We start from the raw sequence: 14,318 nt of genomic DNA on the forward strand, positions 1-14,318 counted from the left end.
TTTCCTTTTTCCCAATCGAATGAAATCACTTAATCTGCCCAATTAACGATTTCATAGCATTGTTTTCTTCCTTAGAGGTAAAATAATTGTAAGCTGAGATTTTCGCTATGGACGATATAGACCGTATACTTCAGAAGGTGAAAGAGGCTAGGGATTATATCGCAGAAACTAAATCCGGAGGCCTTAATTTCAGAGATTCTCCTGAGTTCAAAACCTGGTGGGACAGCACATATAAGTGGTTAAAGAAAGGGGCTGATCTCACCTCTAATGAATCAATCAGTTTTGCCAATCTTGACTTTACAGGTAAGACTAGCCACTTTCATCATGATCCCAAAAACGAACTTAAAAATTATCAAGAGGCTTGTGACAAGGCCAGGATTTACCTCAAATCTGCGATTGAAAATATTGAAAATAATCTTGCTGATAGACGTTCAGTGCATATTCAGTCGTCAGGCAAAGTTATTATTGGCGACCATAGCATCATTAAATTTGTACAATCAATTTCCATTGGTGAAATTTTAGAAGCTTTGGAAAATGAGATTGAAGCTAAAGTCTCAGATCCAGGGGAGAAAAAAAGCCTTCAAGAGAAAATCAAAGGGATTTTTCAAAGCCCTTTAAGCAATTCCGTGCTAAATCAATCTCTCTCTGAGTTTCTAAAAAAATATTTTAGCTGATGAACTGTCGCCCCTGGCATTTGAACAACCGAATTTGTCTTAATAGTGTGTCCACTTTTTATGGGACAAAGCGGAACGACTGAGTAATTCCCGCTATCAATCCACTTAATATTCAAATCTGGACCGATGCCAAGTACAGGGAGAATTTACCGGTTAAAGTTACGCTTATTGGCGAATCCTGCACTGCACATTGAGTTATTCAACAGGGGGTATAGAAGAGAGGTTCTTCAAAAGGACCGGCTTGGTTGATTCGTAAAACCCGAAAAGGAGTTCGTTTCCGAGATCAAAGATCGGGTAGCGGATTAAATCGGGGTTTTCCATTTGGAAGATGACGATCTTTTCTGGAAAAAGTTCCCGCGCAATTTCAGGGAGCCCGACCTTTCGGGCTCCTTTGGTGGCATAAAGATCAAAAATCCCATTTGGGACCTTTTCCGCAAGCTCTAATAGTTCTGTCCTGCCAAGCGGCTCTCTGAATATATCCCGAAACTGATAGGAGACTCCTTTCAGTTCAATCCATTCGATAGCGTCTTTGCACATGGGACAGCCGTCCCGGCCGTATATTTTAACCATAAAAAACCTAACCCCTCACGAATTGCACGTCCTGTATTAGGTCAGTCTACCTGAAGGACCGACGGGAATCATGTGGTAACGGAGAAAATCAAAACAGAATTCAGGATTACTTTGGGAAAGCCTGCTCCAAAATAATGATCGGTCCAAATCTTTAGCATGTAATGACAGAAGGAATCAATTCCAGGCTCATTTCAATTCAGTTCACACAATTATTCAAAACATAATAAAGACTTGGATGTCGGATAACAAAGAATGCGTGTGGAAGACTTCGACGAAATCAATTTTAACGAATTTCTTGATATTAAAATGGTCTCACTTAAAAAACAGGAATGCAACTTGTTCTTTCGTAACCCTCTGGTATACTTTTAAAAGATTCACTTTTACGAGGGTTATTTATGAATGAGAATAAAAACAGACGGGCTCACGAAAGAGTCCCCTATCATGAGTTTGCCGAAACAGAGGAAATGCCAGGCAAAAGAACAGAGATCACCAAACCATCCAAGTTTATACAAATTGCCTCCGGAAATGATCATCTCTATGCTCTAGACGAATTGGGAAAAATTTGGTCCTATAATCAATTAGAGAAAGTGTGGGATCGAGTCAGTGATATTAGAAAATTGTGACACAGGGAAGAAATACTTTAATCGACAGAAAATACCTGTTCCAACTAGACCTCCTTGCAGCATTAGCCTCCCATTCAATTCAACCTATTTAAAGTTCAGATTGTTTTAAGAAACAGTTTTATAGTAGCATTCGTGTCGTGTTACTTAAAATCGGAATGGTGACAAATTATGGAAAAGATAAGGAAATTTTGATGACTTACAAACAAATTATCATGAAACCTGACAAAAAAATCGCCCTGGTCGCGCATGACAATAAGAAACGAGATATCATAGAGTGGGCCAAATATAATCGAGACCTACTGGCCCATCACAGTCTGTATTCTACAGGGACCACAGGGACCATGCTCGAAAGGGAACTTGATATAAAAATCATCAAACTTCAAAGCGGACCTTTAGGAGGCGATCAGCAAATCGGGGCCAAGATTGCTGACGGAGAAATCGATTTTATTATCTTTTTCTCGGATCCACTTGAACCCATGCCCCATGATCCTGATGTCAAGGCGCTCTTGCGCATGGCTGTGGTGTGGAACATTCCGATTGCCTGCAACAGGGCTTCCGCTGACTTTATGATCTCATCTCCTCTCATGGATGGGGAATATTTTCGTTTGGTTCCGGACTATGATGAGTACCGCACGAGAAACATCAACAAGAAAGAGTGAGGTCGGTACCTACAGCATTGCTCCGGGTTTTTTTAGGGTGAGATTGAACCTCCGCAAGAAGATCCTGATCCCGCCGTACACCCATAGCAATGATTTCCGGTCACAATGCGTCTCCGTTCGAGTCGAACATTTTCAAAGTCCCTGATATGTCTGGGAGCATCGTAACCGACCGGAAGTTCCAGCATCTGGTTGAAATCACAATCATAAAGGGTCCCATCCCAACCAATCGAAATCATGTTCCGGCACATGACTCCTTGAGCGGCAGATGGATTAAAGGCATTTGCCAGACGGCCCATGTAATGTTCAAAGTTTCCGGTTTTGAGGAGAAATTCCAGAAACCGGCTGATTGGCATATTCGTAATGGTATAGAGTTCGTTAAAAAAAATGCCATAACGGTTTGCGAGATCCTTCCTAAACTGCGCTTCGACCTCTTTCTGTTTTGGAGGAAGAAACGCCCCGACCGGGTTATAAACCAGATTCAGCACCAAGCCTGAATCCTTAACTCCGTAACCCAGGCGATTGAGGAGTTGTAGCGCTAAAATTGATTTCTCAAACACCCCTTTTCCCCGTTGGGCATCCGTTTGCATCGGATGGCAAGACGGAAGAGATGCGACAATCTCAACAGAATGTTTGGCAAGAAATCCCCCCAGGTCGGCTTGTGAGGGAAGGAGAAGAACGCTTAGATTACATCGATCCATAACATGTCGTTCGAGATTTCGCGCCTGTTCGATCAGCCATCGAAAATTAGGATTAAGTTCCGGAGCGCCCCCGGTAATATCCACTATGGGGATCTCTGTCTCTGCCAGGGCATGGATACAGGCTTCGGCGGTTTCGCGCGTCATCATCTCCCGGCGATCCGGAGAAGCATCGACATGACAATGCCCGCACGTCTGGTTGCAAAGCTTTCCGACGTTGATCTGAAAAACACTTATTCCGGTTGAATGAAGCGGCTCCATCCCCGACTGTCCCAGCACATCATCAAATGAAGTACAGGCTGTTGTACCGCTCAATATCCGGTTTTGTTCCTCGGCTGATGCCAGCGGATTGGATCGGGCATTCAGGCTAAGTTGAGTTAATGCCATCGCTTTTTCTCACATGGAAAGTTTTTCTGCGACTTTACGCATTTGGACACCGTGAACCAGAGAGGCGCCGCCCCGGATTGCACAGGCGACATGAACCGCCTCAGTCATCTGTTCGACATTTGATCCCTTGTCGAGACAGGCTTGCGTATAGGCGTCGATGCAATAAGGGCATTGCACGGCGTGGCTGACTCCCAAAGCGATGAGTGCCTTTTCGCGCTCGGTTAGAGCACCTTCACTGAAAACAGCACTGTAATAACTCATGAATTTCTCCCATAACTCGGGATTCCCTTTTCCCATTTCAGCAAATTTTCCCAAGTCAGGGGGGTGGTAGTAAGTATCCATTCGTTCTCCTTTATAAATGGTTATAAAATGGCTGACAAATATGAATTCCTCAAAAATCACCTCAAAAGTTCATCTTGCTGCGACCTTAAAGCGTTGCTTAAAAATCTCATACTCCTTCAATGGAGTCAAGACGTGTCAGCCTGATATTGATTAAGTAGACTTCCTCCTTTCCCTTCCCTTCTTTGACAGAAATTCGACCCTCGGCTATCTTTTATTAAAAGCGGGCTATTTATTGTCTAAATTCAATACAGTACGAAAATCATAGGAAAGATATACAGAATGGCCGTACCGAAACCCAAAAAGAAAATGCTGGGAGAGATGCTCATCTCCGCCGGTCTTTTGACGCCTAAACAGCTCGAAAACGCCCTTATGGAACAGAAGACAAAAGGGGGAAGAATAGGCGCTATTTTAAAGAGCCTGAAATATGTGACAGAAGAAGAGATCATTAAGGTGCTAGGTAGCCAGATGGGGATTCCCCATCTTTCCCTGGAGAACATTATGATCGATCAGGATATCCTGAAGGAAATTCCCGAAACCACCGCCCGTCGTTTTCAGGTTTTTCCCATTTCAAAAAAGGGAAAAATCCTGACTCTTGCCATGGCCGACCCGCTGAATCTCTTTGCGATTGACGATATCAAGAAAATGACCAATCTTGAAGTTCAGGCGGTCGTCAGTACAGAAAATGACATTTCCCGAACCATCGAACGATTTTATGGTATTAACGGTTCGTTGCATGAAGCCTTGAAAGATGTTCAACCCCAGTTTCAATCATTAAGCGATCTGGATGGAAGAACCCGACTTGACAATCTTGTCGAAGATGCGCCAGTCATCAAGCTCGTCAATTCGATTATTCTACAGGCTGTTCAGGAAGGGGCAAGTGATATCCACATCGAACCTGAAAATGACACCATTCGGATCCGGTTCCGGGTGGATGGACTCCTTAGAGAAGTGATGCAGTCGACCAAGAACCTTCATGCAGGACTTTGTTCCAGAGTCAAGGTGATGGCGAGTCTCGATATCTCTGAAAAAAGAATCTCGCAGGATGGAAGAATTCAGATGGTCCTCGGAGGTAAAGAAATTGACATCCGTGTGAATACCCTTCCGACGATTCATGGTGAAAAAATCGTTTTGCGCATTCTTGATAAAGGGACCCTCTTTTTAAGTATGGAGACGCTTGGTTTTTCAGAAACCGGCCTCGCAAAGTTCTCGAAATTACTGAATATGCCCTATGGCCTAATCTTGGTAACCGGTCCGACCGGGAGCGGAAAAACGACGACCCTTTATGCTTCGCTCAGTCAGATCAACTCCATGGATAAAAACATCGTGACCATTGAAGATCCGGTGGAATACCAGTTAAAGCGAATCAATCAGGTTCAAGTGAATCCCAAAGCGGGGGTACTATTTTCAACCGGATTGCGGAATATCCTTCGACAGGATCCGGATATCGTCATGGTGGGCGAGATTCGGGATAAAGAGACCGCCGCAATTGCGGTCCAGGCCGCACTGACGGGCCACCTCGTATTATCCACACTTCATACGAACGATGCCTCAAGTTCAATTGCTCGCTTAATGGATATGGGGATCGAACCTTTCTTAATGTCGTCCGCTCTTTTAGGAATTTTAGCGCAGAGACTGGTTAGAAAAATCTGTGCCGTCTGCAAGGAATCCTATACCCCGACTGACGAAATAATAGAAGAATTTCAACTTCCTGCCGGAGCTTTACTGGCAAAAGGAAAAGGTTGCAATGCATGTCGTCAGACCGGCTACAAAGGAAGGACCGGTATTTATGAACTATTGTTAATCGATGACTCCATTAGAAGTCTGATCATATCGAAGCCGGTTTCCAGTGAAATCACCTCTTTGGCGAGACAGAACGGAATGGAAAACATGCGACAACACGGGTTGGCCAAGATTTTGGCCGGCGAGACCACACTCGAAGAAGTTTTGAGAGTTACCGAAGAAATCTATTAGCAATGAGGTTGAGATGTTAACCCTATTTTTAGGTTGGTCAAAATGCTCCAACTCCAAGGCCGCAGTTTCAAAGACGATCGAGGCGTACGAAATCGGTACGTTGAGGAGGCTTTGGAACGAGAACGTAGGAGTTGGGCTTTTTCACCAACCTCGAAAGACAAACAATGCCTGTATTTGAGTATCGCGCGAGAGACCACAGCGGTGGTCTCGTGACTGGTTCCATTGAAAGTCCCCGTCGGGAAGATGTGGCGCTTCAACTTGATCATCTCGGGTATATCCCTGTCGGGATTAAGGAGATGGCGTTTGCCGGGCCGTCTCTGTTCAAAAGAGATTTTTTTCATTCCAACACGATCAATCAGGATGAGTTAATTGTCTTCACCCGTCAGCTCCATACCCTTTTTTCAGCCGGCCTTTCGATTACCTATGCCTTTCAGGCGTTGATGGATCAGACAGACAATGCCTGGTTCAAAGGAGTCATCGCCCAGATGCTTGCGAGCATCGAAGGAGGGAGCTCTCTTTCCGAATCGATGGAAAGACACCCAAAAATATTTGACCCTCTATATGTCAACATGGTGAGGGCAGGGGAAGCGGGAGGTATACTTGATACAACGCTTGACCGGCTTGCCCAGATGCTGGAGCATGCCAAAGAGACCCAGGAGAGAATCAAGGCGGCAACACGTTACCCCAAAATAGTCGTGATTTCGCTACTTATTGCTGTGGTCATATTATTGACTTTTGTGATTCCACAATTTGTCAAACTTTACTCCGGATTTAAGGTCGCTCTTCCTCTTCCGACCCGCATCCTGATCGGTGTGAATAATCTCTTTCATCAGTTTTGGCCATTGTTTTTGCTCCTGGGAGCGGGGGGCGTTTGGGGAGTCAAAGCCTATCTTAAAACCGATTCAGGCCGGTGGAAATGGGACAGTCAGAAAATAAAACTTCCGGTTTTTGGTCCCATATTTCTCAAATCTGCCTTATCTCGCTTTGCCCGGGTATTCGGAAATTTAACGCGAACCGGCCTGCCTATCCTTCAGACGCTTGAGATGGTTTCGATGGTGGTTGGAAATGTGGTGATCGCGAAACTGGTCGGTGATATCCGTGATAGCGCCAGAAAAGGGAAGGGTCTCGTTGAGCCGATGAAGGGGAGTAATATTTTTCCTCCTATTGTGATCCAGATGATGGCCATTGGCGAAGAGACGGGTAAAGTCGAAGAGATGTTGATGAAAGTCTCGGAATATTTCGACCGGGATGTGGAGTACGCCATTAAGAACCTGTCGGCCTCTTTAGAGCCGATTCTTCTGGCGAGTGTTGGGGGGATGGTCTTGTTTTTAGCTTTGGCGATTTTCATGCCATGGTGGAATTTAATCTCAGTATTTAAAGGAGGTCATTAAATGATGACAAATTTATATAGCTACTCAGTGAGCAAGGCGAACGAGAGGGGGAGGCTCCATGCGGCTCCGCCGCTGGAGGGGGCGACGCGAACCCCTATTATAGACAATCAAAGAGGTTTTACGTTGATCGAGCTTCTCGTCGTGTTGGTCATTATCGGAATCCTAACCGCTATTGCTGTGACGCGTTATCAGGATCTCACCACTGAAGCCCAAATTGGCGCAACAAAGGGAAACCTGGCAACGATAAAGGGTGGAATTAGTCTCTTGCACGCCCGGTTTTTATTGGCGGGTTACGGAGGAACAGCACAGGAATGGCCATCCGTCGCAGAGTTAAATAATAACTTAACCGCGGGAAGAACCGCAGCCTTGAATGGTCTTAAAATCATCGAAGGCCCTTCCACGGCGACCTGTGCAAGCTGTATGCCTCCGGATTCTGTGATTTCAAACGCAAGGACGGTGACCGCGGTAACCACCGCGAATGCGGACGCCCGAAGTGTATCGGCTGGGGCCGGGATCGGCTGGGACTATGATCCCGTATCCGGCCAGATTTATGTTGCGGCCACCACGCCAAGCGATTCGCTGGGCACTCCGGCCAACTTGTGGTAATTCAAATATCGGTTATACTTTATTGAAAGAGGGGGTGAGGGTCAGGAAGTGATCGGGTAGTGTCAAGTAGTAGGGGCGATTTTTGAATCGCCCTGGATCAGGGCGGTTGTTGAACCGTCCCTACACGCTAAAATTATATAACCATAACTACAAAAGGAGAATTATAGATGAAGGTATTAAAAAATCAGAAAGGTTTTACATTGATTGAGCTAATCATTGTAATCGTCGTATTAGGTGTGTTGGCGGCTGTTGCCATTCCTCAGTATGTCAATATGGTCGATGACGCCAGAGCGGCAGCAAATACAGGCTACGTTGGAGGATTAAGAAGTGCTATGGCCATCAGCACGGCAAATTATACCCTTAAGAGTGCTTCCTGTGTCCCCAATATTATGACGGCCGCAGGTGCGATTACTTCAACAAATGTGGAGGCCTGTGTCAGTGGATCGCGTCCAGCTTCATTAACTGCAAACGGGGCTTCTCCCGGACAATGGGTTGGATTTGCTCCCAATCTTACTTCTGGAGGTGCAGTTGGAACCGTAACTTGGAATGTCGTTCTGGCAACAGCGGCTCTTCCTGCAACAATAACCTGCACCGGATCGGCCACTTATCAGTGTTAATAGAAAATAGACCGCAGGATGTTTTCCTGCGGTCTATTTTATTTTCGGAACTTAATTAATGAGAGTTTACTCACTCTGGAGCGATCGATGGGCGTGTTAAGGAATCAAAAAGGCTTTACATTGATTGAGTTAATCATTGTCATCGTTGTATTAGGTGTGCTGGCGGCTGTTGCCATTCCTCAGTATGTCAATATGGTCGACGATGCCAGGGCGGCAGCAAATACAGGCTACATCGGAGGATTAAGGAGTACGATGGCCATCAGTACGGCAAATTATACTCTTAAGAGTGCTTCGTGTGTTCCCAATATTATGACCAGTGGAGGCGCGATCACGGCGACCAATGTCGAAGGATGTGTCAGTGGAAGCCGCCCCGCTTCATTAACTTCAAATGGTGCGACTTCCCCTGGACAATGGGTTGGATTTGCTCCCAATCTTACTTCTGGAGGTGCAGTTGGAACCGTAACGTGGAATGTTGTCCTGGCAACAGCGACTCTTCCTGCAACAATAACCTGCACCGGATCGGGCACCTATAGATGCTAAAAAGCAGATGTATATTGGAAATAATTCTAAGCACTCAGAAAAGCAATGTTTGTCTAATTTGAAATTTTGTTTATTAGATTTTCGATCTTGGTTCGAAGTTCCGGATCGTGAATTATTGTCAAAGCTTCCTTTAGAAGAGGAAGCGATTCTCTCGTTGCTTTATCGGCAGCCCCTTTTTCAAATTCAGCAACCGCAGTTTCAAAATTTCCGTTCTGTAAGAAAAGACTCCCAATATTAAAATGAATGGCGGTATTTCGAGGATTTCCCTCATAAGCCAATATATATTCTTCCAGGGCCTTTTTTGGCAATCCCTGAAACTGGTAAGTTCGTCCCAAATTTTGATGTAGTTGGGATGGGTTCGGGTCGACCATTAAGGCCTCCTTAAAATAAATCTCAGCGTTTTTATAATCCCCAAGTTTAAGACAAAGAACCCCGAGGTGATTGAGGGGTTCAAGTGCGTCGGGATTAATCTGATTTGCTTCCAAATAGGCCTGTCGTGCCTCATCCGGATTGCTTGAGCTTTCATAGAGCTCTCCAAGATACAGGTACCCTTGTACCAGTTTTGGAAACTGATTCAAGAGTTCTTTGGTTTCCTTTATTCCTATTTCTGGGCCTAGCAATTGACCGTGTAAATTCGCAAGGTTATAACGTGCAATGAAAAGATTTTGGTTAAGCGATATGGCGGTCATGAATTCACTTTCGGCTTTTCTGATTTCTCCCTTTTTTAAAAGTACTGACCCATAGTCATTGTGGGCCAGGACTTCGTTGGGATTGAGCTCAAGAGTTCTCACATATTCTTTTTCGGCCAGGTCAAGGTCGTTTTCGTCTTCATAGGCCTTTCCGAGATTAATATGAGCGCGAAAGGAATCCGGAGATCTCTTGACTGCTGAAGCCCAAAGGGCAATCTGGCTAAACCAGTCTTTGTTCCTTTCTATGGTAAAAACCGATTCGAATAAGAGAGATATCAGAAAAAGGACCATTCCCATTCCTTTCAATATTGGATAGGGCCATCTCCTGAAGAGGTAAGAAATTCCGGATACTGACGAGATAAATATACCGATTGACGGGAGATAAAGCCGGTGCTCGAATACCAAATCGATCGGAATAAAGGTCGATTCCACGAGAAGATTGATAAAAAACCAGAGGATTCCAAAAGATATAAACGGGAATTTCTTTGCGTTTTTTATGGACCAACTAATAGAGGCGACGATGAGAATAAGTGAGAAAAAAGTGGATAGGGGTTGAAATAGATTTCTTGAAATCGGAACAAAATAGTCTATCGAAAGGCGATCAGGAATAGGATAGGCTAATAAAGAGAAATAATAGACCAGGACCCTCCATTCGGTCATTACTCTTTCCCAGATTGTAAATTCCTGGGAAGCTGAGCGATGACTAAAGAAATCATTAATTGCCGGATGAAAATAGATATAGGCGATAATCAAGACTGAAACAAAAAAATAAAATGGAAAAGATTTCGAAAATGTATCTTTGAATTTATTCCATCTGAACTTCGAAATGAAATAATAATCTATCAAAAGGCAGGTGATCGGAAAAAACACCGTATTTTCTTTTGAAAGAAGCGCGAGACCACCACAAACAAATGTGAGAAAAATCCAGTAGAAATTCCTTGGGGTGATGGAATGTCTTGCTTTTATATAAGCAATCAATCCGGTGAGATAAAAAAGGCAAGCAAGGAGTGTCATCCTTTGAACGATATAATTTACAGACTGAGTTTGAATAGGGGAAGCGGCCCATAATAGAGAAATGGCTGATGCCAAATAGCGAGATTGAGAGATCATCAATTCTGATTCAGCGAGCTTAATGAGAAGATTTAAGAAAGTGAAAAGGACGACAGTGTTCAGAAGGTGCAAAAAAATATTCACGAGATGATAACTTTTAACATCAAGCTTTCCAAAATAATAGTTCAGCCCAAAGGTAATGTTGGAAATAGGACGGTGAGAAATGAGACTTCTGTAGAATGTGGAAAAAGATAGGGGTTGCTGCCAATGAAGAGATCTGTTTTCAACGATGTTTGGAATGTCGTCAAAAATGAAGGGACCTTTGAGGGTATTTGCATAAAGAATGGCAACGAGGAGTGTTGAGAAAAGAAAGAAAATAATGGAAGGGCGAATATTAGAAATGGAGGTGAGTTTGTTTAGCATGGATACCGGTGAATTTAAACGAAATAAAGGGGCCTTGCAACCCCAATTGAGAGGCTTGACGATAAACAGGGGAGAGGTACACTTAATTAAAGAACTTAATATTTAACAGGAAAGTGATGATTAGAAGAAAAAACGGATTTACGCTAATAGAACTTGTCATTGTCATGGTGATTGTGGCGATTCTTGGAATGATGGTCAATACGTTAACTGGTAATAATGCGTCTACCAAGGCCTCTGGCACCGTTCGGAAGATTCAATCCGATATCATTCTTGCTCAGGAATCGGCGATGACTCAACGAGTTCATTACCGGATCCAGTTTACCTCCCCTTCGGGATACAATATGAAATGGTGCAATTATCAGGTGACAACCTGTTCAAACCCGGCAAACTGGACAAACGCCATAGATCCTTCTACAAATACCACTCCCTTTAATGTGACCCTCAACAGCGGAAATTATTCGGGGGTTACTTTGGCTCCTCCGACATTGAATTGCTATTATCTGGAATTTAATTCTGCAGGCGTCCCCCTTGAAGATACTACCGGGGGGGCGTGTACGACTGCCCCCAATCCCTCGGTCCCCGTAGCAACCTTGCTATCCAGATTGGTAACCGTTAATCCCGGCGGGTTAACAGTCACAGTTCAATCGGGAACCGGGAAAACATCTATTCCCTGAATTGTCTCCTCCTTTTTTCTGATTTTCCCACGCTTGACGATTTCTACATCCGCGTTAAACTTTAACTATGACCCCTAATCATCGTGGATTCACTCTAATTGAAGTGATTATTAGCATTGTGTTACTGGCGATTTTATCTTCCGGTCTTATGGCAATGTTTACCACATTTTCAAAAAGCAATGGGGATCCCTCAGTCAATATACTGTCATCCGAATTGGCGCAGGAGAGGATGGAGCAAATTATTGCCGATAAAGAGAATCCTGCTAGGGGATTTCCATATCTTACGAATGCCAATTATCCCGTTGAAAATCCGGTAACGGGATTTCCCAATTTTAGCAGAAGTGTCAGCATTATTTATGTTGATCCGGCTGGGAATCTATCGGTTGCGGCGGCTGGGACAACCAACTACAAGAATATCACAGTCACCGTAACCAGTTTAACCGGAAGTTTGACTACTTCTTCCCTGGTAGGAAGTTTTTAAAGATGATGATTCCCAGGGCCGACTTAAAAGTTCGATTCGATCAAAGAGGATTTACGATGGTTGAACTTGTAATCGTCATCGTTTTGGTTGGCGTTATTGCGATGACAGCGAGCATTTTAATTGGACAGGCGGCAAAAACCTACCAAAGCAGTGATAATTATTCCGCCATTTCAAACCAGGGAAGACTCGCGCTGGAAATGATGGCACGGGAAATCAGACTCTTGAGAAGCCCGGCCGATATCACTTCGTCCTGTGCGGCGGCAACTACGGCTTTGAATTTTACCGATACCAACGGAACCCCGGTAACTTATAGCTTCGCCGGTTCGACGCTCTCAGCCGGCGGCGTTCCCCTTGCGGACAATCTGACCGCCTTTACCATTACCTACTATGATAAAAGCAACAGTCCGACGAATATCTGTGGTTCTGCCTGGAGCATTGCGGTATCGCTCACAGCAGCCCAGGGGAGCGATTCTCTGACGATGAGAACGAGAATCCATCCGAGGAGCTTTTAAACGATGCAAAATTTTAATCAAAAAGGGATTGCATTGATGGCGATCATTTTTCTCCTCGTTGTGATTTCCTTCACCGGAATTATTTTTATTTCACTGTCATCAAGCAGTGCGACTCAGGCGGTAAACGAAGTCAGATCGAATCAGGCGTTTTATATCGCTGAAGCGGGTATGGAAAGAACGCGGGGATATCTGGCAGGAAAAGATGCATCTTGCCCGGTTGGAGGCTGTACCTGCGCTTCGATTAACGGAAATGCGCTCTTTACCAATAAATCAATCGGTTCAGGACAATTTACTGTAACGGCGACAACAATTGGAGGACAATGCACGCTCACTTCGACCGGGGGTGTTCCGACGATCGCTTCCGGAACTACTCAACGGGTTGTGACCTATACCGCCATTACGACCATTCAAGATGCCTGGGCAGTAGGGTACAACGTGACCGGAGTTAATCGTCCCTTTATGGCCCATTGGGATGGAAGCGCCTGGACCAATCTGACGGCATCGGCTCCGAATATTGGTGGGAACAATTTAATGGAAGTATCGATGATTTCCAGTTCCGAGGGTTGGGCTATTTCAAATGCGGGAGATTTTATTAAATATAATGGTTCAAATTGGGCGCTCTCTGGCGTCTTCAATTCTACGGCAACGCTCAATTCTATTTACATGAACGCAACGAACGATGGTTGGGCTGTTGGATCAAGCGGCGAAATAGATCGATTGGACGCGGGAGGAGTCTGGTACAAATATCCTTATGTGGCTCAAGGCTCCAATAATGCCGCGATAACTCTACTCGGAGTCTACTGTATGAATTCTTCTTACTGTTGGGCGGTAGGCAATCGAACCTCAAGTGGCTCAGGCCAATCTAATATCTATTTTTGGAACGGTACAAACTGGAGTCCTTCGTCTACAGCAGGCATTAATGGGGCAAATTTTCGCTACGTTTCGTGTGTGGATACGACCCATTGCTGGGCGGTGGGCAGCAGCGGAGGAGAAATTATCTTTTGGAACGGCGCCAGTTGGGCCTTTCAGGATAACGGAAATTCTTCATTATGGGGAGTGGACTGTGTTGATACTACTCGTTGTTGGGCAGTGGGGAGAACCCTGAATGGCGGTAATCAGGTGAATTCTTATACTAGCCCAACTTGGGTTCTTCAAACTCCTCCGACGGGACAAAACCTGACTTTTGTGAGTTGTGTTTCACTAACCGACTGCTGGGCTTCTGGGGCTGCCGGCGTGCTCATTCATTGGAATGGTATTTTGCCTTGGACTTTAACGACCGTAGGGACGGTTCAGATTAATAGTCTTTCTCAGTTTCGAAGTGGAAACTCAACCACCTCATGGAAGGAAGTCATACAGTAAATAGATGACTTGACAGATTTAGAATCAGAGGTACCCTTTATAAGAAACCAACTGA

The 14,318-nt window shown here is 44.7% G+C and carries 16 protein-coding genes; 12 read left to right on the forward strand and 4 right to left on the reverse strand.

All coding sequences use genetic code 11. The features are described 5' to 3' along the window. Positions 1-107: 107 nt before the first annotated feature. Positions 108-674: a hypothetical protein gene (locus HY200_05160; GenBank protein ID MBI3594328.1), complete on the forward strand. Its 567-nt coding sequence runs from the start codon at positions 108-110 to the stop codon at positions 672-674. A 195-nt stretch (positions 675-869) separates the two neighbouring features. Here HY200_05160 and HY200_05165 read toward each other — a convergent pair whose 3' ends face one another. Further along, a complete protein-coding gene (locus tag HY200_05165) occupies positions 870-1,244 on the reverse strand; it encodes a hypothetical protein (GenBank protein MBI3594329.1) in 375 nt (124 codons plus the stop codon). A gap of 395 nt (positions 1,245-1,639) precedes the next feature. Between HY200_05165 and HY200_05170 the strand changes: the two genes are divergently transcribed. Both HY200_05170 and HY200_05175 read left to right on the forward strand, forming a co-directional pair. Next, positions 1,640-1,867: a hypothetical protein gene (locus HY200_05170; GenBank protein ID MBI3594330.1), complete on the forward strand. Its 228-nt coding sequence runs from the start codon at positions 1,640-1,642 to the stop codon at positions 1,865-1,867. 191 nt (positions 1,868-2,058) lie between these two features. After that, positions 2,059-2,526: a methylglyoxal synthase gene (locus tag HY200_05175; GenBank protein ID MBI3594331.1), complete on the forward strand. Its 468-nt coding sequence runs from the start codon at positions 2,059-2,061 to the stop codon at positions 2,524-2,526. Positions 2,527-2,558: 32 nt separating this feature from the next. On the opposite strand, the gene arsS is transcribed toward HY200_05175, so the two are convergent. Next, complete coding sequence (arsS, locus tag HY200_05180) at positions 2,559-3,608, reverse strand: arsenosugar biosynthesis radical SAM protein ArsS (protein MBI3594332.1); 1,050 nt, start codon at positions 3,606-3,608, stop codon at positions 2,559-2,561. Between the two features lie 9 nt (positions 3,609-3,617). Continuing rightward, a complete protein-coding gene (locus tag HY200_05185) occupies positions 3,618-3,950 on the reverse strand; it encodes a carboxymuconolactone decarboxylase family protein (protein MBI3594333.1) in 333 nt (110 codons plus the stop codon). Between the two features lie 279 nt (positions 3,951-4,229). Here HY200_05185 and gspE point away from each other — a divergent pair, with 279 nt between their 5' ends. The 5 genes from gspE (at position 4,230) to HY200_05210 (ending at position 9,075) form a co-directional block, all read left to right on the forward strand. Continuing rightward, positions 4,230-5,921: a type II secretion system ATPase GspE gene (gspE, locus tag HY200_05190; protein ID MBI3594334.1), complete on the forward strand. Its 1,692-nt coding sequence runs from the start codon at positions 4,230-4,232 to the stop codon at positions 5,919-5,921. Between the two features lie 164 nt (positions 5,922-6,085). Then, entirely contained in the window at positions 6,086-7,312 is a 1,227-nt protein-coding gene (locus HY200_05195; GenBank protein MBI3594335.1) for a type II secretion system F family protein, read from the forward strand. Between the two features lie 96 nt (positions 7,313-7,408). Beyond that, a complete protein-coding gene (locus HY200_05200; GenBank protein ID MBI3594336.1) occupies positions 7,409-7,918 on the forward strand; it encodes a type II secretion system protein in 510 nt (169 codons plus the stop codon). Positions 7,919-8,085: 167 nt separating this feature from the next. Further along, positions 8,086-8,535 carry a prepilin-type N-terminal cleavage/methylation domain-containing protein gene (locus tag HY200_05205; GenBank protein MBI3594337.1) on the forward strand — a complete coding sequence of 150 codons (450 nt, stop codon included), beginning with the start codon at positions 8,086-8,088 and terminating at the stop codon, positions 8,533-8,535. Positions 8,536-8,622: 87 nt separating this feature from the next. Next, on the forward strand, positions 8,623-9,075 hold the full coding sequence (locus HY200_05210) for a prepilin-type N-terminal cleavage/methylation domain-containing protein (protein MBI3594338.1): 453 nt from the start codon (positions 8,623-8,625) through the stop codon (positions 9,073-9,075). 53 nt (positions 9,076-9,128) lie between these two features. Here the strand turns inward: HY200_05210 and HY200_05215 are convergent, their stop codons facing one another. Then, positions 9,129-10,424 carry a tetratricopeptide repeat protein gene (locus tag HY200_05215; GenBank protein MBI3594339.1) on the reverse strand — a complete coding sequence of 432 codons (1,296 nt, stop codon included), beginning with the start codon at positions 10,422-10,424 and terminating at the stop codon, positions 9,129-9,131. 929 nt (positions 10,425-11,353) lie between these two features. Between HY200_05215 and HY200_05220 the strand changes: the two genes are divergently transcribed. The 4 genes from HY200_05220 to HY200_05235 all read left to right on the forward strand — a co-directional run bounded on the left by HY200_05220 (position 11,354) and on the right by HY200_05235 (position 14,263). Further along, positions 11,354-11,911: a type II secretion system protein gene (locus tag HY200_05220; protein MBI3594340.1), complete on the forward strand. Its 558-nt coding sequence runs from the start codon at positions 11,354-11,356 to the stop codon at positions 11,909-11,911. A 103-nt stretch (positions 11,912-12,014) separates the two neighbouring features. Further along, positions 12,015-12,392, forward strand: a complete 378-nt coding sequence (locus HY200_05225) for a hypothetical protein (GenBank protein ID MBI3594341.1) — start codon at positions 12,015-12,017, stop codon at positions 12,390-12,392. Between the two features lie 2 nt (positions 12,393-12,394). Further along, positions 12,395-12,904: a prepilin-type N-terminal cleavage/methylation domain-containing protein gene (locus tag HY200_05230; protein ID MBI3594342.1), complete on the forward strand. Its 510-nt coding sequence runs from the start codon at positions 12,395-12,397 to the stop codon at positions 12,902-12,904. 3 nt (positions 12,905-12,907) lie between these two features. After that, positions 12,908-14,263 (forward strand): hypothetical protein, encoded by a 1,356-nt coding sequence (locus tag HY200_05235; GenBank protein ID MBI3594343.1) that lies wholly within the window; start codon positions 12,908-12,910, stop codon positions 14,261-14,263. The last annotated feature ends 55 nt before the right edge of the window (positions 14,264-14,318 follow it).

This window comes from Nitrospirota bacterium (genome assembly GCA_016194305.1).
Classification (GTDB): domain Bacteria; phylum Nitrospirota; class Nitrospiria; order JACQBW01; family JACQBW01; genus JACQBW01.

Coding starts and splice junctions, on each gene's coding strand:
- HY200_05170 (MBI3594330.1), top strand. CDS start 1,640: ATGAATGAGAATAAAAACAGACGGGCTCACGAAAGAGTCCCCTATCAT.
- HY200_05220 (MBI3594340.1), top strand. CDS start 11,354: ATGATTAGAAGAAAAAACGGATTTACGCTAATAGAACTTGTCATTGTC.
- arsS (MBI3594332.1), bottom strand. CDS start 3,608: ATGGCATTAACTCAACTTAGCCTGAATGCCCGATCCAATCCGCTGGCA.
- HY200_05205 (MBI3594337.1), top strand. CDS start 8,086: ATGAAGGTATTAAAAAATCAGAAAGGTTTTACATTGATTGAGCTAATC.
- HY200_05175 (MBI3594331.1), top strand. CDS start 2,059: ATGACTTACAAACAAATTATCATGAAACCTGACAAAAAAATCGCCCTG.
- HY200_05215 (MBI3594339.1), bottom strand. CDS start 10,424: ATGACCGAATGGAGGGTCCTGGTCTATTATTTCTCTTTATTAGCCTAT.
- HY200_05195 (MBI3594335.1), top strand. CDS start 6,086: ATGCCTGTATTTGAGTATCGCGCGAGAGACCACAGCGGTGGTCTCGTG.
- HY200_05235 (MBI3594343.1), top strand. CDS start 12,908: ATGCAAAATTTTAATCAAAAAGGGATTGCATTGATGGCGATCATTTTT.
- HY200_05185 (MBI3594333.1), bottom strand. CDS start 3,950: ATGGATACTTACTACCACCCCCCTGACTTGGGAAAATTTGCTGAAATG.
- HY200_05210 (MBI3594338.1), top strand. CDS start 8,623: ATGGGCGTGTTAAGGAATCAAAAAGGCTTTACATTGATTGAGTTAATC.
- HY200_05165 (MBI3594329.1), bottom strand. CDS start 1,244: ATGGTTAAAATATACGGCCGGGACGGCTGTCCCATGTGCAAAGACGCT.
- gspE (MBI3594334.1), top strand. CDS start 4,230: ATGGCCGTACCGAAACCCAAAAAGAAAATGCTGGGAGAGATGCTCATC.
- HY200_05160 (MBI3594328.1), top strand. CDS start 108: ATGGACGATATAGACCGTATACTTCAGAAGGTGAAAGAGGCTAGGGAT.
- HY200_05230 (MBI3594342.1), top strand. CDS start 12,395: ATGATGATTCCCAGGGCCGACTTAAAAGTTCGATTCGATCAAAGAGGA.